This is a genomic window from Streptomyces sp. NPDC007872 (assembly GCF_042868165.1).
Lineage (GTDB): Bacteria > Actinomycetota > Actinomycetes > Streptomycetales > Streptomycetaceae > Streptomyces.
This window is the reverse complement of sequence record NZ_JBIAEA010000004.1, coordinates 285,549-304,692: the sequence shown is the minus strand read 5'-3', so window position 1 is coordinate 304,692 and position 19,144 is coordinate 285,549. Positions and strand designations below refer to the sequence as shown.

Here is a 19,144-nt window from a genome sequence, read left to right as displayed (position 1 = left end):
TCCCCCAAAGTGTCGATCGAAGCAAGGTCGCCGAAGTATGCCCGGGATGGCGCACCACAGGAAAATCACCTACATAAAGCGCACATAAACAGCGCTCCATGACCAAACGTCAGGTAATGCGCAATCAAAGACCGCACGTCAGAGGCGATTCGCAGCCTGCGGCAATGCCGTGCAAAGATGCGCCCGCTATGCCGAGGGACGCCGCGAGACGCCGCGCGCCGGAACAAGAGAAGAAGAATTGGGGGGGTGCCGTGACGACCACACGGCCCGAAAAGCCGCAACGGCGCATGGGGATATGGGTGGCCGCACTCGCGGCCGCCGCCGTCACCGCGACGGGCCTCACCGTGCTGCCGCAGTCCGACGAGGGGCCCGACGGGCGGCCCGCGCGCGGATCCGCGCCCGCGGCCGCGCCCGCGGGGCCGCTCGACGAGGCCGGGGCGATGCGGGAGGCCCGCAGGACGGGCAAGCGCGTCGAGGCCGTCGCGCTGCGGACCACCCACGCCACCACCTACGCCGATCCGGACGGCACCTTCACCCTGGACCAGGCGACCGCGCCGGTCCGCGTCAGGGCGGCCGACGGCACGTGGACCGCGATCGACACCGCGCTGCGGGCCGACGGCAGGGGCGGCTACCGCACCACCGCGACCACCGGCGCCCTGACCTTCGCCGGCGGCTCCGCCGGCGCGCGCGCCGGGACCGCCCGCGCCGACCGCTCCACCGCCGCCCGGTCCGCCGCCGTCCGCCCCGCCGCCGCACGGCCGCCGCACCGGGCGCCCGCCGCCGGGGACGACGCCCTCGTGCGCTTCTCCACCGGCGGCCACACCGTCGTCCTCGGCCGGCCGGCGGCCGGACTGCCCGCACCCCGGGTCAGCGGCACCCGCGCCCTCTACCCCGACGTCCTGCCCGGCGTCGACCTGCTCCTGACCGCGAAGAACGACGGCTTCGCCCAGTCCTGGATCATCAAGAACCGCGAGGCCGCCGCCGATCCGGCCGTCCGCACCCTGACGATGTCCGTCGCCTCCCCCACGCTCACGATCCGGCGGAACGCCGCGGGCGGGCTCTCCGGCACGGACGCCTCCGGCAAGGAGGTCGTCACCGCCCCCACGCCCGTCATGTGGGACTCCTCCGGCCGCAAGGACGCCGCGAGCGACACCGGCGCCGCGCCCGACCCGGAGAACCTCCCCGAGGGCCTCGCCGGACTGCACGCCCTCGAAGGTCCCGAACCGGGCACGCGCAGCGCCCTCGTCGGCACCGAGCTGAAGGACGGCACGCTCACCCTCAAGCCGGACGTCCGGCTCCTGGAGGACCCGGCCACCACCTACCCGGTCTTCGTCGACCCCTCGATCAACGGCCACACCCAGGCGTGGACCCTCGCCTACAAGCGCTACCCGAGCTCCAACTTCTGGAACGGGGCCGGCTTCAACGGCGGCACCGACGAGGCCCGCGCCGGATACGAGAACCAGAGCAACGGCACCGGCCGGTCCTTCTTCCGCGTCGAGTGGAAGCTCAAGGGCGCCCTCATCAAGTCCTCCACCTTCCGGCTGTACGAGACCCACTCGTGGTCCTGCTCCAAGCGGGACGTCGAGCTGTGGCTGACCGGTGGCATCTCCTCCTCCACCACCTGGAACGACCAGCCCTCCTGGGCCGACCAGCTCGACAAGGTGTCGGCCTCCCACGGCTACAGTTCGAGCTGCCCCGACGACTACATCGGGTTCAACGCCAAGGACGCCGCCGTCAAGGCGAACACCGCGGGCTGGAGCAACATCACCCTCGGGGTGCGCTCCACCAGCGAGACCGACGTCTACGCCTGGAAGAAGTTCAAGGACACCCCCGTCCTGTCGACGGTCTACAACCGGCCGCCGAACACCCCCGGTTCGCTCGCCACCAGCCCCGGCGGCGCCTGCAACACCAAGTCGCCCGGCCCGACCCTCGGCATCGGTGACGTCACCGTCTCCGCCAAGGCCTCCGACCCCGACGGCAACCTCGACGGCGTCCGCCTCAAGATCTGGCAGACCAGCCCCGCCGGCGGCCCCGTCCTCTACGACGCCGAGCCCACCCTCAGCAGCACCGGAGCGGTGAGCCGCCGCATCACCTCGGCGACCTTCCCGGCCAACAGCGTGCGCACCTACGCCTACCAGGCGCGGGCCCGCGACAGCGAGAACGCCTACTCGGCGTACTCCTCCACCTGCTACTTCACGGTGGACACCAGCAAGCCCGGCCCGCCGGTCCTCACCTCCGCCGTCTGGCCCGACTGGGAGGAGACGGAGACCTGGGGCCCGGCGGCCGGCACCACCGGCCGGGTGACCGTCACCGGCGGCGGCAACGACGTCGGGGCCTACTGGTACAGCGTCGACACCACCTCGTACGACAAGCAGGCGACGCTCGCCAACGGCGTCTGGTACATCGACTTCAAGCCGGCCCACGCCGGCCCGAACGTCCTCTACGTGAAGACGAAGGACAAGGCGGGCAACTGGTCGGACCGGACGGTCTACCTGACGTACGCCAAGCCCAAGGACGTCCTCGACGGCCCCGGCGACACCACCGGCGACCAGTTCGCCGACCTCTTCGTCATCGACGGCTACGGCGACCTGCGGCTCTACCCCAACATGGGCAAGGGCGACATCCACTCCTCGCTCGACGCCGCCGGACAGGGGACCGGCAAGGTGGAGCGCGGCTACTGGAGCGGCGCGCTCATCACCCACAACGGCGACTTCTGGGGCGCCGACGGCTTCCAGGACCTCGTCGCCCGGATGCCCGACGGCAAGCTGTGGATCTACCCCGGCGACGGCCTCGGCGGCGTCGACGTCGACCGCCGCACCGAGCTGCTCCTGCCGCCCGGCGCCCCGAAGCCGGCCGACCTCACCCAGATCGTCTCCGTCGGCGACGTCGACGGGGACCGCAAGCCGGACATCTTCGCCACCGTCGGCGACGCCCTGTGGGTCCTGCGCGGCTACACCGGCGGCAGCGTCACCCAGGCCGTCCGGCTCACCAGCAGCCCCTGGCTGGAGCGGGACATCGTCTCCGTCGGCGACCACAACAAGGACGGGGCGGCCGACCTGGTCTACCGCACCTTCGAGAGCGACCGGCTGCTCATCCGCTTCGGCAAGAAGGACGCGGACGGCACCGGCACCGACCTGACCTCGCTCGCCATCGCGGCGAACTCCCTCACCGGGATCGACGAGGTCTACGGCGCCGGCGGCTGGGACGCGGCCAACGTCCGCCTGCTGACCGGCACGGCCGACGCCAACGGCGACGGCATCCCCGACATGTGGGCCGTGATGGGCAGCAAGATCGCCCGCTTCTACCCGGGCGGCGCCACCGGCCACGCCGCGCCCTTCGAGGTCATCTCGGCCTCCGACGGGGTCGGCTGGATGAACAAGCAGGCCATCGGCTGAGCCGTCGGCCCGTGAACGGCGGGAGGGCCGCCACCCCGTGGGGTGGCGGCCCTCCCGCCGTGTCCGGGACCGGTCACGCCTTCGGCGCCACCTTCGACAGGCCGTTGATGATCCGGTCCATCGCGTCGCCGCCCGTCGGGTCCGTGAGGTTCGCCAGCATCTTCAGGGTGAACTTCATCAGGAGCGGGTGGGTCAGGCCGCGCTGGGTCGCGATCTTCATGACCTTCGGGTTGCCGATGAGCTTCACGAAGGCGCGGCCCAGCGTGTAGTAGCCGCCGTAGGTGTCCTTGAGGACCTGCGGGTAGTTCCGCAGGGCCAGTTCGCGCTGGGCCGGGGTCGCGCGGGCGTGCGCCTGGACGATGACGTCGGCCGCGATCTGGCCCGACTCCATGGCGTACGCGATGCCCTCGCCGTTGAACGGGTTGACCAGGCCGCCCGCGTCGCCGACGAGCAGCAGGCCCTTGGTGTAGTGCGGCTGCCGGTTGAACGCCATCGGCAGGGCGGCGCCCCGGATCGGGGTCGTCATGTTGTCCGGGACGAAGCCCCAGTCCTCCGGCATCGAGGCGCACCAGGCCTTGAGCACCTCGCGCCAGTCCAGCTCCTTGAAGGCGGAGGAGGAGTCGAGGATGCCCAGGCCGACGTTGGAGGTGCCGTCGCCCATGCCGAAGATCCAGCCGTAGCCCGGCAGCAGCCGGTCCTGCGGGCCGCGCCGGTCCCACAGCTCCAGCCAGGACTCCAGGTAGTCGTCCTCGTGCCGGGGGGTGGTGAAGTACGTGCGGACCGCGACGCCCATCGGCCGGTCGTCGCGCCGGTGCAGGCCCATCGCGAGGGAGATGCGGCTGGAGTTGCCGTCGGCGGCGACGACCAGCGGGGCGTGGAAGGTGACCTCGCGCTTCTCCTCCCCCAGCTTGGCGTGGACGCCGGTGATCCGGCCCGTGCGGTCGTCGATCACCGGGGCGCCGACGTTGCAGCGCTCGTACAGGCGGGCGCCGGCCTTCTGCGCCTGGCGGGCCAACTGCTCGTCGAAGTCGTCGCGCTTGCGGACGAGCCCGTAGTCCGGGTACGAGGCGAGCTCCGGCCAGTCCAGCTCCAGGCGGACGCCGCCGCCGATGATCCGCAGGCCCTTGTTCCGCAGCCAGCCGGCCTCTTCGGAGATGTCGATGCCCATGGCGACGAGCTGCTTGGTGGCACGGGGGGTGAGGCCGTCGCCGCAGACCTTCTCGCGCGGGAACGCGGTCTTCTCCAGGAGGAGGACGTCCAGGCCCGCCTTCGCCAGGTAGTAGGCGGTGGTCGAGCCGGCCGGGCCCGCCCCGACGACGATCACGTCCGCGCTGTGCTCGGAGAGGGGCTGCTCGGTCACGGCGGGTCTCCCTAAGGGGTCGAGGGAAGGATGGGGGAAGTCTAGGTGCGGGGCGGTGGGGCGGCGGGGGTTACGGCTTGAAGCCCCGGTGCAGGGCGACGATGCCGCCCGACAGGTTCCGCCAGGCGACCTTCGACCAGCCGGCCTCCTGGAGCAGGCCCGCCAGGGTCGGCTGGTCCGGCCAGGACTGGATGGACTCGGCCAGGTACACGTACGCGTCGGGGTTGGAGGAGACCGCCCGGGCCACCGGCGGCAGCGCGCGCATCAGGTACTCCTCGTACACCGTGCGGAACGGCTTCCAGGTGGGGTGCGAGAACTCGCAGATGACGACCCGGCCGCCGGGCTTCGTCACCCGGTACAGCTCGCGCAGCGCCTGCTCGGTGTCCTGGATGTTCCGCAGCCCGAAGGAGATGGTGACGGCGTCGAACACGTCGTCCCGGAAGGGCAGCTTCGTGCCGTCGCCCGCCGTGAACGGCATCCACGGGTGGTTCTTCTTGCCGACCCGCAGCATCCCGAGCGAGAAGTCGCACGGGACGACGTACGCGCCCGCGCGCGCGAAGGGCTGCGAGGAGGTGGCCGTGCCGGCGGCCAGGTCGAGGACCTTCTGCGCCGGGCGGGCGTCGACCGCCTTCGCGACCTCCTTGCGCCAGCGGCGGTCCTGGCCGAGCGAGAGCACGTCGTTGGTGAGGTCGTAGTTGGCCGCCACGTCGTCGAACATCGACGCGACTTCGTGCGGCTGCTTGTCCAGGGTGGCGCGGGTCACGGGCGTTCGGCCTCGCAGAATCGGAGACGGGCGGGCGGGCCCCATTGTCTCAGGACCCCTCGCGCCCCGGTCGGCAGGGCACGCTCGGCGGCGCCGGGCGCGCCGGGCGCTCAGCGGGCCCGGTGGACCAGCCGGCCGCCGAGGACGGTGGCGACGCAGGTCGACGCGCCGAGGCGGACCAGGGCCGCCCGGTCGGGGACGTCGAAGACGGCGAAGCGGGCGGGGCCGCCCGGGGCCGGGGCGGGCAGGAGCACCAGCGGGACCGGGGAGAGGGACGGCGGGCCGGGGAGCCGCTCCGGGCGGCGGCCGACGGCGAGGCCGGCCCGGCGGACGGCGTCCACGGCGGCCCGGCCGCGCAGCTCACCGGCGACGGCGACCGTGCCGTGCGCCAGGAGCCGCTGCACGCCCCGGCGCGCGGAGGCGCCGCGCCGCGCGGGGTCGGCCCGGAAGATCCGCTGTGCCCGCTCCCCGGTGATCGGCTCCGTGCCGAAGCCCTCGGCCTCCCGGGGGTCCGGGTGGTACGTGCCTTCGAGCAGCTCGGGGCCGTACGGGTTGAGCAGGCCCGGGGTGAGGATGCCGGGCCACCGCCGCACGCGCGCCCCGGGGCGGACGGCGACCAGGTCCTCGTACGGGCCGACGGCCGCGACGAGGGCGCCGTCGACCAGGACGGCGCTCTCGGGCGTCGCCTCGGCGACGTGGATCGTCAGCACGGATCTCAGTTCGCGTCGAGGAGCTTCAGCTCCGGGTGGGCCGTGCCGCCCTCGATCGCGACGGACGAGATGTGGGAGGCGACGCGCTCGTCCACCGGGTCGTTCGCCGGGTCGTCGTGGACGACCAGGTGCTCGTACGTGGTGGAGCGCTGCGCCGGGACGCGGCCCGCCTTGCGGATCAGGTCGATGATCTCCAGGCGGTTGGAGCGGTGCTTGGCACCGGCGGAGGAGACGACGTTCTCCTCCAGCATGATCGAGCCGAGGTCGTCGGCGCCGTAGTGCAGGGAGAGCTGGCCGACCTCCTTGCCCGTGGTCAGCCAGGAGCCCTGGATGTGGGCGACGTTGTCCAGGAAGAGCCGGGCGATCGCGATCATGCGCAGGTACTCGAAGAGCGTGGCCTGCGTGCGGCCCTTGAGGTGGTTGTTCTCGGGCTGGTACGTGTACGGGATGAAGGCCCGGAAGCCGCCCGTCCGGTCCTGCGTGTCGCGGATCATGCGCAGGTGCTCGATGCGCTCGGCGTTGGTCTCGCCGGTGCCCATGAGCATGGTGGAGGTGGACTCCACGCCCAGGCCGTGGGCGATCTCCATGATCTCCAGCCAGCGCTCGCCGGACTCCTTCAGGGGCGCGATGGCCTTGCGGGGCCGCTCGGGGAGCAGCTCGGCGCCGGCGCCGGCGAAGGAGTCGAGACCGGCGGCGTGGATGCGGCCGATCGCCTCCTCGACGGGGACGCCGGAGATGCGGGCCATGTGCTCGATCTCGGAGGCGCCGAGGGAGTGGATGACCAACTGCGGGAACGCGGCCTTGATCGCGGCGAAGTGCTTCTCGTAGTACTCGACGCCGTAGTCCGGGTGGTGGCCGCCCTGGAACATGATCTGGGTGCCGCCGAGCTCCACGGTCTCCGCGCAGCGGCGCAGGATGTCGTCGAGGTCCCGGGTCCAGCCCTTCGCGGTGTCCTTCGGCGCGGCGTAGAAGGCGCAGAACCGGCACGCCGTCACGCAGACGTTCGTGTAGTTGATGTTCCGCTCGATGATGTACGTCGCGATGTGCTCGGTCCCCGCGTACCGGCGGCGGCGCACGGCGTCGGCGGCGGCGCCGAGGGCGTGCAGGGGCGCCGAGCGGTAGAGGTCGAGCGCCTCCTCGGGGGTGATCCGGCCGCCCGCGGCGGCGCGGTCCAGAACGGACTGCAGTTCGGCCTTCTCGGTCACCGGGTTCGTCCCTTTCGGAGGGGTACTGACAGACCGAACCAGCGTACGCCAGGGGTCCGGGCCGCCTCCGGCGGGGAGCGGCCGGGTCATTCCGGGGAATGCGCGCACACCGGGGATCCCGCCGGGGCCGGGCGTCGGCCCGGCGGGTGAACGGACGGGAAACCGCCTTCCCCTTTCGGGCGTCCGCATTCCGTCCGGCCGTTTGCGCGCGCCTCCGGAATGGGTCCGGGGCGGGCGACGGGGACGCGTGGGAATTACATTCGTGTGAATTAATTCCCGGAGGTCTGTTCCGGCCCGTTCCGGCCTGTTCCGGAGCGTCCCGGCGCGTTCCGGCGCGTCCCGGTCCGTTCCGGTGCTTCCCGGCGCGTGCGGTCAGCCGCGCGGGGGCTTCAGGAGTTCCACCGCGACGTCCGCCGGAAAGCCGGTCGTGGGTCCGGTGCGGCGGGCGAACTCGCGTGCTCCCGCGAGCTGTTCGGGCCCGAAGCGGAAGTCGAGGGTGCGGAAGTACCGCTCCAGGAGTTCGGCGTCGAAGGCCTCCCAGCGGGCCGCCTGCTCGGCGACCTTGGTGACCTCTTCGAGGGAGAGGTCGCGCGAGGCCAGGAACGCCTGGTGGACCTCGTGGACGGTCTCCGGCTCGCGCGCCAGGTAGTCCTTCCGCACCGCCCAGACGGCGAAGACGAACGGGAGGCCCGTCCACTCCTTCCACATCAGGCCCAGGTCGTGGACCTGGAGGCCGAGCCGGGGCGCGTCGTGCAGGGAGGCCCGGAGCGCGGCGTCGCCGATGAGGACGGCCGCCTCGGCCTCCTGCATCATCAGGCCGAGGTCCGGCGGGCAGGTGTAGTAGTCGGGCGACACGCCGTACCGCTCGGACAGGAGCAACTGGGCGAGCCGCACGGAGGTGCGGGAGGTGGAGCCGAGCGCGACGCGCGCGCCGTCGAGCTCCTCCAGGGGCCGCTGCGACACGATCACGCAGGACATCACCGGTCCGTCGCAGCCGACGGCGATGTCCGGGAGGGCGACCAGCTCGTCGGCGTGGCGGAGGAACTCGACGAGGGTGACGGGGCCGATGTCCAGGTCGCCCCGGACGAGCCGCTCGCTGAGCTTCTCCGGCGTGTCCTTGGTGAGCTCCAGGTCCAGGAGCGTCCCCGTGCGCGCCAGGCCCCAGTAGAGGGGGAGGCAGTTCAGGAACTGGATGTGTCCGACGCGGGGCCGGCTGCGCTGGTCGTCGGTTGCTTTGTCCACATCGTGAGGCTAGACCCGTCTCACGGACCGGGCATCGCCGGGGCACGCGCGTCAGCACGCGGAAGAAGTTCAAACACGCGGGTGACGTGATCTTTCCCTCTACCCCCCCGAGCGTTCTGCGTGCTACGCTCAACGCAAGTTGCAGTTTGGTTTCCCTTGCAGTACAGAGCCTGCGGAGCATGTGACCCGCAGGCTTTTGTAGTTTTCAGACTTGTTTGCAGGTTCTGGAGCAGGGCAACCCTTTGGCCCAAGGAGGGCTTATGGCTACCGGAACCGTCAAGTGGTTCAACGCTGAAAAGGGCTTCGGCTTCATCGCCCAGGACGGCGGCGGCCCGGATGTCTTCGTCCACTACTCCGCGATCAACGCGAACGGCTTCCGTTCGCTCGAGGAGAACCAGGTCGTGCAGTTCGACGTCACGCAGGGCCCGAAGGGTCCGCAGGCGGAGAACGTCACCCCGGCCTAAGTTGCCCGGGTCGGCGCATACGCACAACTGAGAGCAGTACCCAAGGAGCCCCGCTCCGTGCCTCGCGGCACGAGCGGGGCTCCTGCCCTTTTACGGGAAGCGCACGGGCCGGGATCAGCAGGTGGGGATCACGGTCCCGTTGTTGTCACGGGCCTCGTCGTCGCCCCAGCGGGACAGGTAGTAGGCGGAGACGTGGGCGTTCCGCCCGTTCTTCCCGGCGTACACCGTGTCGAGGTCGGTCCGCAGCCACCAGTGGTTGTAGTTGCCGGAGGCGTCGCGGACCTCCTGGCCCCAGACCTTGCAGTAGACGTAGTTCGTGCCGGCGTTCAGCACGCCCTGGGCGTCGTTCGTGTTGGCCTGGGCGTAGCCGGTGGCGTTGGCGAAGGTGTCGACCCAGTAATTCCCGCCCCCGCCGGAGCAGCCGTTGTCGCTGGTCAGGTGCCTGGAGCCGTAGGAGCCGGGGTAGGGCGCGAGGGAGGCGCCGTTGATCGTGATGGGCTGGCCGACGCCGTTGTAAAGCTGCTCGTAGTGGATGTGGGCGCCGGAGCTGTTGCCGGTGGAGCCGGTGGTGCCGATCTGCCGGCCCTGGGAGACGGCGGCGCCGTCGGCGACCGAGTAGGCGCCGAGGTGGAAGTAGTACGTCTTCCAGCCGCCGCCGTGGTCGATCACGACGTAGTTCCCGGCGCCGGACGGCTGGGAGTAGCGGTGGGCGGTGCCGGACGCCGAGGCGAGGACCGGGGCCCCGGCGGTGGCGCCGCCGTCGGAGCGGACGAAGTCGAGGGCCTGGCGGACCTCGGCCGAATGGTGGCCGTAGGTCCACTTCTGGCCGCAGGGGAAGGGTGCCTTGAAGAGCGGCGCGGCCTGGGCGGGGGTCGTGGTGACGAGCGCGGTGAGCAGGCCCGCGACGAGCGCGAGCAGGGTGCCGAGCGGGGTGATCCGTGCACGCATGCGTCCTCCGGTTGCGTGGGGTGGCGGGGGCGGTGGGACGTGGCGGGACAAGGGTCGACGCGCGTGGAACGGACCTCAGCGTGCCGGAAGACCGCGCGGCGCAGTAGACCGCGACGGCCACACCCGGAGGGGGCCGGTTACGTAGTCTGGACACATGACCGAACGCAAGCCGCCGGGAGTGAGCTTCGAGTCGTTCGTGGACAAGCAGATCCGCGAGGCCGCGGAACGGGGTGAGTTCCGGAGCCTGCCGGGCTTCGGGAAGCCCCTCCCCGACGACTCGGCGCCGTACGACGAGCTGTGGTGGATCAAGGGGAAGATGCACCGCGAGGGGGCGTCCGTGCTGCCGCCCGCGCTCGCCCTGCGCAAGGAGGCCGAGGACGCGGAGGCGGCGGTGGCCGCGGCCGTCTCCGAGAGCCAGGTCCGCCGGATCCTCGGCGGGATCAACACGAAGATCGCCGAGGCCCTGCTGCGCCCGCCGGCCGGTCCGCCGCTGCGGCTGAAGCCGTTCGACGTGGAGGCGGCGGTGGCGCGGTGGCGGGCGGAGCGGTCGTGACTTTCCGAGACCCCGAAGCGAAGGACCCGAGGTGAAGGAGCCCGAGGTGAAGGAGTCCGAAGTGAAGGAGTCCGCATGAACAGCGCCGGTCTGCTGGTCGACTCGTTCGGCCGGGTGCGCGAGGCCGTCCACGGGGCCGTGGAGGGCCTCACGGAGGACGAGCTGGCCGCCCGGATCGACCCGGACGCCAACTCGATCGCCTGGCTCGTCTGGCACCTCACCCGCGTCCAGGACGACCATCTGGCGGGCGCCTTCGGCACCGCGCAGGTGTGGACCGCCGACGGCTGGGCGGACCGTTTCGGCCTTCCCTTCCCCGAGAAGGAGACCGGATACGGCCAGACGCCCGACCGGGCGGGCCGGGTGCGGGCCCCGGCGGAGCTGCTCCTCGGCTACCACGACGCCGTGCACGACCGGACCGCCGAACTGGTCGGGGCGGTGACGAACGCGGACCTGGACCGGATCGTGGACGAGGCCTGGGACCCGCCGGTCACCCTCGGCGTCCGCCTGGTGTCGGTGATCGCGGACGACCTCCAGCACGCGGGACAGGCGGCGTACGTGCGGGGCGTGGTGGAGCGGGGCGGGGCGTAGGGCCCGGAGCCTCACGGCCCTGGGCCCGGGGCGCGAGGGTCGGGGCCCGAAGAGCACCCGTGACCTCCCGGAACAGCCGTACGACCACGCCCCCCTCCCGGAAGTCCGATCGGGCGGCCGCGCCCGTGCGCGGCCCCTACTCCCGAGGAGCCGGCGGGGAGGCCAGCGGGACGGTCGCCCAGACCGTCTTGCCGACCTCCCGCTCCTTCACGCCCCACGCCGTGGCGAGGGCGGCGACGAGCAGCAGCCCGTAGCCGCCCTCGTCGGGCGTCGCGGACGGTAACGGCCGCCGCTCGCCGCGCGCGTCGGACAGCTCGATCCGCACGTGGTCGGCGCCGCGCTCCATCCGCACCTCGAAGTCCCTTCCGGGCACCCGCCCGTGGAGGGCCGCGTTGTTGGCCAGCTCGGCGAGGACCAGCTCGACGGCCTCGGCCCCGGCCCCGGTGACCTCCCATTCCCGCAACTGCTGCACGCCCAGCAGACGCGCCAGGCGCGCGCCCCGGCGCGTTGCGGACAGCCGGAGGACGAACTCACCGGTCGGGGTGGTGGTTTCTGACTTCATGCCCCGAGCGTGGCCGTCGCCCCTACGCTGACCAGCAGCGACGCGACGACGCTGCGTAACGGTACGGGCACGCCAAGAAGGCGGTACGGATGTCGGGGAACGAGGAGGAGAGGCCGGAACGGCCCTCCGAGGCGGACGGTACGGCGCACCTTTTCCAGGCGCTGGGCAAGATCCTGAAGGTCCTGCGCCGCAACGCGGGCCTGAGCCAGGCGGAGCTGTCCGACCTGGCGCATTGCAGCGAGGACCTGATCTCCTCGGTGGAACGGGGCGTACGGACTCCGCAGCCGGACTTCCTGGTGCGGGTGGATCCGCTCGTGAACGCGGGCGGGGCGCTGGCCGCGACGGCGGACGACGTGCGGGCGGCGCTGGCGAAGGCACGGGTACGACACCCGGACTGGTTCCGGGACTTCGCCCACGAGGAGGCGAAGGCGGTCGCGCTGCACTACTACGAGGTGCAGGCGGTGCCGGGTGTTCTGCAAACACCTGCGTACGCGCGCTCGTTGTTCGAGCACCGTCGACCCATGCTGGACGAGGACACCATCGAGAAGCGGGTGGCGGACCGGATCTCGCGGCAGGTACTGCTCGACCAGTGGCCCGCCCCGACGATCAGCTTCGTCCTGGAGGCGACCGTCCTCCTCCGGCCGTTCGGCGGCCCGGAAGTACACCGCGAACAGTTGCTGCGCATCCTCGAAGTGGCCCGACGGCGCACGATTGAGCTCCAGATCATGCCGCAGGACAAGAACGAGCACCCCTACCTGGACGGCGCCTTCACTCTGATCACCGCGAAGGGGCGGCGGGAGGTCGCGTACACCGAGATCTACGGCCACTCACGGCTGATCACCGACCCGGAAGAGGTGCGCGCCTACACCGAGCGCTATGGGATCATCCGGGCGCAGGCACTCACACCTCGCGAGTCCCTGGACTGGATCGAGAAACTGCTGGGAGAACGATGAACACCACGGAACTGGCCTGGTTTAAAAGCAGCTACAGCAGCTCCGAAGGTGGCAACTGCATCGAGGTCGCCTACGACTGGCGCAAGTCCAGTTACAGCGACTCCGAAGGCGGCAACTGCGTCGAGGTCGCCGCCCACCCCACCACCGTCCACGTCCGCGACTCCAAGGTCCCGCACGGCCCCCAGCTCGCCGTGGCCCCCGCCGCCTGGACCGCGTTCGTGGACGTGGCCTCCACCGTGTGACCGGAGGGAATCAGCGTGCCGGCGGGGACGGCGACGAAGCCCGCCGGCACGTCGAGGCGGAACGGCCAACCGGCGGGCCAGACGCAGATCGTCATCAGCCCGGTCGCACACGCCAGGCAGGCCAGGGGTCGACGTAGGCAACGTGTACGGCGAGATCGGCGTCGACGACCGCGTCCGCGCCGCGCTCTTCGCCCACGGCATCGCCTTCGCCCCGCACGTCGTCCACGGGCCCCGGACCCCGGGCCCCGGGCCCCGGCTGCGTTCCTGCCGTCCCCGGGTGCTGACGAACTCAGGTGCCGACGAGCTCGGGGAACCGACCGGCGACCGCGTCCGCCCGGTTCCCGCTCGGAGCGGGGTCCGTCTCAGAATCCTCCGCGCCCGCCGCAACCGTTCCGCCCCGGCCCGTGTCTCCTTGACCGGCACGCGGTGATCGTCCCGTGCCGATCGGACCAATGGGCTCCGCCGCAGGTCGGCGGGGCTTTTCCCCGGGGGGATCTCCTACATGTCCAACACCGTCGCGTTCCGTCCGCGCGTCACCGCCGCCGTGACCGCCGTCCTCGCCGCCGCCCTCGGCGCCGCCGTCCTGACCGCGCCCGCGGCCGGTGCCGCGACGGTCCCGGCCGCGTCGCCCAACGGGCACGACTTCAACGGCAACGGCACGCCGGACCTGCTCCAGATCGACAGGGCCGGCAAGGTCCACCGCTACGACACCTCGTACGACGCCGCCACCGGGAAGGTCTCGGCGAAGGCGCCCGTCGTCGCCGCGACCAACTGGCCGCAGGGCCAGCGCATCACGGCCACCGGCAACCTCGGGGGCTCCTCCGTCGGCGACGTCGTCGCGAAGGACTACCGGGGCGTCCTGCGGCTCTACAAGGGCCGCGGCGACGGCGGCTTCGACGCCCCCGTCGACATCAGCAAGGGCTGGCACGCCTACAACATCATCGTCGGCGGCGGGGACGTCACCGGCGACGGGAAGCCCGACCTCCTCGGCGTCGGCATGGACGGCTCCCTCTGGTACCACACGGGCACCGGCAACGGCGCCGCCCCCTTCGCCCCCGCGCGCAAGCAGGCGGGCCCGTCCGGCTGGGGCGTCTACTGGTCCTTCGCCCTCGGGGACTTCGCCGGCGGCAAGGCCGCGGACATCGTCGCCGTCGACTCCCGCGGTGACCTCTGGCTCCACCAGGGCAAGGGCGACGGCACCTTCGCCAACCGCACGAAGGTCGGCTGGGGCTGGCACGTCTACGAGTCCGTCCTCAACGTCGGGGACGCCGACCGCGACGGGAAGGCCGATCTCATGGGCTTCACCCGGAGCGGCACCGCCGCCTTCTACAAGGGCACCCACGACGCGGCCAAGCCGTTCGGCGCCGTCCGGCCCGTGCCGCTGAACGCCATCTCCGACCCGTGGGTCGACGGCTTCTACTTCTGATCCCGGGGATCCCTGGGATCTCAGGTGCCACAGGGATCCCAGGTACTCCAGGGATCCCTCTGATCTCGTACAACCGTTCCCCTCCCTCGCACGTCTGACCGTGCGACACACGGCGATCGAACTTCCGTGTGTCGCACCAGACTCGGGGCGCCGCGCCCTCCGCCGCGCGCCCCCACGGGGGAGGAACGTTTCTTTTGTCGTACGCCGCCACGTCCCGCCGTCTCGCCACGGCAGTCGCCCTCACGCTCGCCGTCACCCTCGGCACCGGTGTCCTGAGCGGCACGGCGCCGCTCGGGCCGGTGACCGGATCGCCCGCGATGGTCCCGGCGGGCAACGAGGTGAACCCGTCGATCGACGAGGTGGTCGTCGCCGGCGCCACGGGATTCGTGAGCAGCCGCGGGGGAGGGTTCGCGACGGACTACCGGGGCATCTACCGCTGGGTCCCGTACGACGGCGGGGCCACCAAGGAGATCCGGGGCGTCAACCTGGTGTACCACACCGTCCTCCCCGGCGACCTGATCGTCGTGGAGACCGAGGACCGGTCCGTCCTGCGGGACGCCGTCTCGGGCAAGGACCTGCAGAGCGTGCCGCTGGGGCGGTACGCCGGCGCCGTCGGCTCCTCGCTCTTCGACTCCGGCCCGACCGTGCAGGACGTCATCACGCTCGAGATGCTCGTCGGCCAGGGCGACGCCGTGACGCGGCGCCCGGTCACCGGCCTGCCGGCGGACGTCCGCGACGCACACGTCTCCCCGGGGAACGCTCCCGGCCGGGCCGTCATCGCCTACTACACCGGCCCCTCCGACGCCCGGAAGCACTACACGGGCGTCCTCGACCTCGCCACCGGCGCGGTCACGGAGTCGTCCCCCGCGGCGCCCGGCGGCGGGACGTCCGCCTCGTCCCCGGAGCGCACGGCCCTGCACAGGACGAACACGGACAGGATCACCGTGACCGACCGCTCCACCGGGGCCACCCGGGACATCGTCCTGCCGAAGCCCGTCGAGGATCTGGAGCTGGCGTTCGTCGGGGACTGGCTGCTCTACGTGCGACGCGGCGGCCTCCACGCCACGGAACCCAGCCCGTACCACGCGCTGACCGCGTACGACCTCACGAAGGGCGGCACGCGCAAGCTCCTCGACCACGTCACCTCGCTCGCCCCCGGCGCCGACGGGGCCCCGCTGGTGCGCGGCGGCTCCCTCATCACCGGCGAGGGCTACTACCGCCTCGCCCCCGGCGCCGGCGGGGTCCCCGCGGCGACCCTCCGGTCGAAGCTCCCCGAGCGGGCCGCCGTCGGCCTCGTCTCCTCGCCCCCCACCACGTTCGACCTGACCCGAGCCACGCGGGCACCCGTCCTGTACTGGAGCTTCACGCGGGACAACGTCGAGGCGACCGTCACCCTGCGGCACACCGCGACGGGCAGGACCACCACCTTCGTGGAACGGCCCGACCCGTCGTACGAATACCGGGACATCTCCTACGACTGGCAACGCGACCTGCCGGCGGGCCCGCCCGCCAACGGCGCCTACACCTGGAAGCTGAGCGTCCGGCCGCTCAACGGGATCGGGCCGGTCCTGAACACGTCCGGGGCCTTCACGGTCGTCCGGAAGGCCAACGCGCACGACTTCAACGACAACGGCACGCCCGACGTCCTCACCCGGGACGCCCAGGGACGGCTGTGGCGCCACGACACGTTCTTCCGGCGCGACCCCGTCACCTGGAAGGAGACGTGGACGTTCGCGCCGCGCGTCCTGGTCGGCACCGGCTGGCAGGCGTACGACCGGATCGAGGCCACCGGCAACCTGGGCGGCTCCGGCGTCGGCGACGTCGTGGGCCGCGACAAGGCCGGCGTGCTGTGGCTCCACAAGGGCCGGGGCGACGGCACCTTCGCCGCCCGCATCCGGGTCGGCACCGGCTGGGGCGCGTACAACCAGCTCGCGGGCGGCAGCGACGTCACCGGCGACGGCCGCCCCGACCTCCTCGGCATCGACAAGGCCGGCGTCCTCTGGATCCACCCGGGCACCGGCAAGGACACCGCCCCCTTCGCCGCCGCGCGCACGAAGGTCAGCGCGGGCTGGGGCGCCTACAACGACATCACGGCCGTCGGGAACCTCGCCGGGAACCCCACGGGCGACCTGCTCGCCCGGGACAGGAACGGCACGGTCTGGCAGTTCCTCGGCACCGGCAAGAGCGGTTTCGCCCCGCGCAGCGACATCGGCAGGTTCAGCAACGACCGCCGCCTCGTGGGCGTCGGGGACGCCGACCTCGACGGGCACGCCGACCTCCTGAGCTACGGCGTCTACAACGACGTCCACCTGCGGAGGGGCACCGGCGACTGGCGCAGCCCGCTGAACCGCACGCCGGACGGCACGCTCTCGCTGTCCGCCGGGGACGTGCCGTACGACTCCGTCGCCTGACCGTCCCGCCCGCCCGGCCGGTCCCCGCGACCTCCGTGACCACCTCCGAAGGAAACCAGTGAAGCAGTCCTCTCCGTCCCGCAGGACGGCCGCGGCGATCGCCGTCGTGCTCTCCGTCGCCCTCGGCGGCACCGCCCCGGCGATGCCCGCGGCCGCCGCTCCGGCGACCGGGCCCGGGCCCGGGGCCGTCGCCCCGGCCCCGGGCGGGGTGATCACCCTGCCCCGCACCATCGGGCTCGTCTCCGTCGGGCCCTCCGGCTTCCTCACCCTGGAGCCGGGCGAGAGGGGCGACGTCCACCGCTGGACGAGCACCGTGGACGGCACCAGCAGGGTGCTGCCGTGGCCGGCCTGGTACGGCGGCGGCTCCTCCGACCTGCTCGTGACCTCGGGCGACACGGCGACGGCCCCCTACCGCGTGTACGACATGTCGTCGCCGGACGGCGCCTACCGGACCGTCCCCAGGAGGACCGACCGCACCCTGTGGGGAACGGTCGGCCAGATGCTGATCACGACGGAGTGGGACGCCGCCGCCCGCGTCCGCCGCACGCCCCACCTCGTCACGCCCGACGGCGGCGCCGGGTCGGACCGTCCGGTGACCGGTCTGCCCGCGGACCTGAAGGTCCTGCTGATCGCGCCCGCCTCGGCCTCCACGGTGCTCGTCCACTACACGGCGCCCGGCACGGACTCCGTCGTCCGCCACCACATCGCCGTCGTCGACACCGCCACCGCCGCGGTCGTCGAGCGGCGCCAGGTGGGCGACGGCACCGAGTACTTCGCGCCCGTCGCCCTCTCCGGCTCCCGACTGGCCTGGGTCGAGCACCCCGAGGGGTCCAGCCGCCCCACGGCCAGGCTGATGTACGCCGAGCGCGGCGGCGAGGGCCCGGCCTCGGTGGTCGAGGACGCCGGTCTCGTCGGCAACGACAACGTCGTGGGCGCCGTGGGCGACTGGATCGCCTACGCCTCCGGCCGCGGCTACGACGCGACGGTGCCGTCGCCGGGGCACGCGCTGACCGCCTTCCACACCGTCGACGGCGCCCGGATCACCCTGCTCGACCACGTCTTCGACGTCCAGCCCGCCCCCGACGGCACCCTGCTCGTGCGCGGCGGCAGCCTGGAGCGGGGCGAGGGGATCTACCGGATCGCGCTCGGCGAGGACGGCAGGCCCGCCGCCACGCTCGTCGCGCGCACCGCCGGGTCGACCGCCCTCACCCTGGTGGGTGCCGACGCGCCCGCCCGTCAGGTGCTCAAGGGGAACCACGACCAGATCAAGCTGAGCTGGTCGCTCTCCCGGTACCACGCCGACGTCACCGTGACGCTCCGTCACACGCGTACCGGGAAGTCGTACACCTCCACCTCCCCCTACGCCACGCACGGGGAGGACGGCACCAGGTACGTCCAGCTCTGGTGGGACGGCCTCACGAACGCCCGCGAGGTCGCCCCCGAGGGCGACTACACCTGGCAGCTCGACGCCGAACCGCTCAACGGCATCGGCCCGGCCCTGAAGGCGTCCGGCTCCTTCGCGCTGTCCCGGTGGGCGTACCCGCACGACTACGACGACGACGCGACCCCCGATCTGCTCGCCATGGACTACTCCGGTTTCCTGTACACGGAGACGACCTCCTCGCGCGATCCGCGCGAGAAGATCGGGGAGGGCTTCCGGATCTACGACCGGATCGAGTCCGCGGGCAACCTGGCGGGCGGCACGGCCGGCGACTTCGTCGCCCGCGACAAGACCGGCGTGCTGTGGAGCTTCCTCGGCAGGGGCGACGGCACCTTCGTCCCGCGCACCCGGATCGGCGGCGGCTGGAACACGTACGACAAGATCGCCGCGGGCTCCGACCTGACCGGCGACGGCCGCCCCGACCTCGTCGCCGTCGACACCGCCGGAGCCCTCTGGCTCCACAAGGCCACCGGCGACTGGAAGACGCCCTACGCCCCCCGCGTCAAGCTCGCCGCCGGCGGCTTCGACACCTACAACCAGATCACCGCCGTCGGCGACCTGGCCGGGAACCCCACGGGCGACCTGATCGCCCGTGACAAGTCCGGCGTGCTGTGGAGCTTCCTCGGCAAGGGCGACGGCACCTTCGCGCCGCGCACCCGGATCGGCGGCGGCTGGAACGTGTACACGCAGCTCGCCGGCGCCGGGGACGTCAACGACGACGGACGCGCCGACCTCGTCGCGTACGGCTCCGGCGGCACGTACCTCTACCCGGGCACGGGCTCCTGGCAGGTCCCGTTCGGCAAGCCGACGCCCACCGGGCTCCTCGTGAACGAGACCGGTTCGTTCATCGACGTCACCTGACCCCGAGCCGGCCTTCCCAC

The 19,144-nt window shown here is 72.3% G+C and carries 16 protein-coding genes; 9 read left to right on the top strand and 7 right to left on the bottom strand.

Going from position 1 to position 19,144, the window contains the following annotated elements:
- The first annotated feature begins 299 nt into the window (after positions 1 to 299).
- Entirely contained in the window at positions 300 to 3,395 is a 3,096-nt protein-coding gene (locus tag ACFYNX_RS15910; protein ID WP_388661941.1) for a VCBS repeat-containing protein, read from the top strand.
- 73 nt (positions 3,396 to 3,468) lie between these two features.
- Here ACFYNX_RS15910 and ACFYNX_RS15905 read toward each other — a convergent pair whose 3' ends face one another.
- The 5 genes from ACFYNX_RS15905 to ACFYNX_RS15885 form a co-directional block, all read right to left on the bottom strand.
- Complete coding sequence (locus ACFYNX_RS15905; RefSeq protein ID WP_125658839.1) at positions 3,469 to 4,755, bottom strand: geranylgeranyl reductase family protein; 1,287 nt, start codon at positions 4,753 to 4,755, stop codon at positions 3,469 to 3,471.
- Positions 4,756 to 4,825: 70 nt separating this feature from the next.
- Entirely contained in the window at positions 4,826 to 5,518 is a 693-nt protein-coding gene (locus ACFYNX_RS15900) for a demethylmenaquinone methyltransferase (RefSeq protein WP_388661939.1), read from the bottom strand.
- A gap of 110 nt (positions 5,519 to 5,628) precedes the next feature.
- A complete protein-coding gene (locus ACFYNX_RS15895; RefSeq protein ID WP_365543091.1) occupies positions 5,629 to 6,228 on the bottom strand; it encodes a hypothetical protein in 600 nt (199 codons plus the stop codon).
- A gap of 5 nt (positions 6,229 to 6,233) precedes the next feature.
- Positions 6,234 to 7,433, bottom strand: a complete 1,200-nt coding sequence (mqnC, locus tag ACFYNX_RS15890) for a cyclic dehypoxanthinyl futalosine synthase (RefSeq protein ID WP_365543088.1) — start codon at positions 7,431 to 7,433, stop codon at positions 6,234 to 6,236.
- A 372-nt stretch (positions 7,434 to 7,805) separates the two neighbouring features.
- Positions 7,806 to 8,675, bottom strand: coding sequence for a menaquinone biosynthetic enzyme MqnA/MqnD family protein (locus tag ACFYNX_RS15885; protein WP_388661936.1), 870 nt, complete (start codon positions 8,673 to 8,675; stop codon positions 7,806 to 7,808).
- A 260-nt stretch (positions 8,676 to 8,935) separates the two neighbouring features.
- On the opposite strand from ACFYNX_RS15885, the gene ACFYNX_RS15880 reads away from it, so the two are divergent.
- Complete coding sequence (locus ACFYNX_RS15880; RefSeq protein WP_125658861.1) at positions 8,936 to 9,139, top strand: cold-shock protein; 204 nt, start codon at positions 8,936 to 8,938, stop codon at positions 9,137 to 9,139.
- A 114-nt stretch (positions 9,140 to 9,253) separates the two neighbouring features.
- On the opposite strand, the gene ACFYNX_RS15875 is transcribed toward ACFYNX_RS15880, so the two are convergent.
- Positions 9,254 to 10,087, bottom strand: a complete 834-nt coding sequence (locus ACFYNX_RS15875; protein WP_388661934.1) for a M23 family metallopeptidase — start codon at positions 10,085 to 10,087, stop codon at positions 9,254 to 9,256.
- A 154-nt stretch (positions 10,088 to 10,241) separates the two neighbouring features.
- Between ACFYNX_RS15875 and ACFYNX_RS15870 the strand changes: the two genes are divergently transcribed.
- Positions 10,242 to 10,640 (top strand): DUF1992 domain-containing protein, encoded by a 399-nt coding sequence (locus ACFYNX_RS15870; RefSeq protein ID WP_365543080.1) that lies wholly within the window; start codon positions 10,242 to 10,244, stop codon positions 10,638 to 10,640.
- 75 nt (positions 10,641 to 10,715) lie between these two features.
- Positions 10,716 to 11,228, top strand: a complete 513-nt coding sequence (locus ACFYNX_RS15865; RefSeq protein WP_388661932.1) for a DUF664 domain-containing protein — start codon at positions 10,716 to 10,718, stop codon at positions 11,226 to 11,228.
- Positions 11,229 to 11,364: 136 nt separating this feature from the next.
- Here ACFYNX_RS15865 and ACFYNX_RS15860 read toward each other — a convergent pair whose 3' ends face one another.
- Positions 11,365 to 11,790: an ATP-binding protein gene (locus ACFYNX_RS15860; RefSeq protein ID WP_388661931.1), complete on the bottom strand. Its 426-nt coding sequence runs from the start codon at positions 11,788 to 11,790 to the stop codon at positions 11,365 to 11,367.
- Between the two features lie 89 nt (positions 11,791 to 11,879).
- Here ACFYNX_RS15860 and ACFYNX_RS15855 point away from each other — a divergent pair, with 89 nt between their 5' ends.
- The 5 genes from ACFYNX_RS15855 (at position 11,880) to ACFYNX_RS15835 (ending at position 19,124) form a co-directional block, all read left to right on the top strand.
- Positions 11,880 to 12,743, top strand: a complete 864-nt coding sequence (locus ACFYNX_RS15855; RefSeq protein ID WP_388661929.1) for a helix-turn-helix domain-containing protein — start codon at positions 11,880 to 11,882, stop codon at positions 12,741 to 12,743.
- Positions 12,740 to 12,985 (top strand): DUF397 domain-containing protein, encoded by a 246-nt coding sequence (locus tag ACFYNX_RS15850; protein ID WP_388661927.1) that lies wholly within the window; start codon positions 12,740 to 12,742, stop codon positions 12,983 to 12,985. The genes ACFYNX_RS15855 and ACFYNX_RS15850 overlap by 4 nt, the downstream gene beginning before the upstream one ends.
- A gap of 502 nt (positions 12,986 to 13,487) precedes the next feature.
- A complete protein-coding gene (locus ACFYNX_RS15845; protein ID WP_388661925.1) occupies positions 13,488 to 14,411 on the top strand; it encodes an FG-GAP repeat domain-containing protein in 924 nt (307 codons plus the stop codon).
- 194 nt (positions 14,412 to 14,605) lie between these two features.
- Entirely contained in the window at positions 14,606 to 16,822 is a 2,217-nt protein-coding gene (locus ACFYNX_RS15840) for a VCBS repeat-containing protein (protein ID WP_388661923.1), read from the top strand.
- 58 nt (positions 16,823 to 16,880) lie between these two features.
- Positions 16,881 to 19,124, top strand: a complete 2,244-nt coding sequence (locus tag ACFYNX_RS15835; protein ID WP_388661921.1) for an FG-GAP repeat domain-containing protein — start codon at positions 16,881 to 16,883, stop codon at positions 19,122 to 19,124.
- Positions 19,125 to 19,144 lie beyond the last annotated feature (20 nt).

What these genes read in the sequence shown, in the direction of transcription:
- ACFYNX_RS15845 (WP_388661925.1), top strand. Translation starts at nt 13,488, where the DNA reads ATGTCCAACACCGTCGCGTTCCGTCCGCGCGTCACCGCCGCCGTGACC.
- ACFYNX_RS15850 (WP_388661927.1), top strand. Translation starts at nt 12,740, where the DNA reads ATGAACACCACGGAACTGGCCTGGTTTAAAAGCAGCTACAGCAGCTCC.
- ACFYNX_RS15865 (WP_388661932.1), top strand. Translation starts at nt 10,716, where the DNA reads ATGAACAGCGCCGGTCTGCTGGTCGACTCGTTCGGCCGGGTGCGCGAG.
- ACFYNX_RS15880 (WP_125658861.1), top strand. Translation starts at nt 8,936, where the DNA reads ATGGCTACCGGAACCGTCAAGTGGTTCAACGCTGAAAAGGGCTTCGGC.
- ACFYNX_RS15870 (WP_365543080.1), top strand. Translation starts at nt 10,242, where the DNA reads ATGACCGAACGCAAGCCGCCGGGAGTGAGCTTCGAGTCGTTCGTGGAC.
- ACFYNX_RS15875 (WP_388661934.1), bottom strand. Translation starts at nt 10,087, where the DNA reads ATGCGTGCACGGATCACCCCGCTCGGCACCCTGCTCGCGCTCGTCGCG.
- ACFYNX_RS15855 (WP_388661929.1), top strand. Translation starts at nt 11,880, where the DNA reads ATGTCGGGGAACGAGGAGGAGAGGCCGGAACGGCCCTCCGAGGCGGAC.
- ACFYNX_RS15860 (WP_388661931.1), bottom strand. Translation starts at nt 11,790, where the DNA reads ATGAAGTCAGAAACCACCACCCCGACCGGTGAGTTCGTCCTCCGGCTG.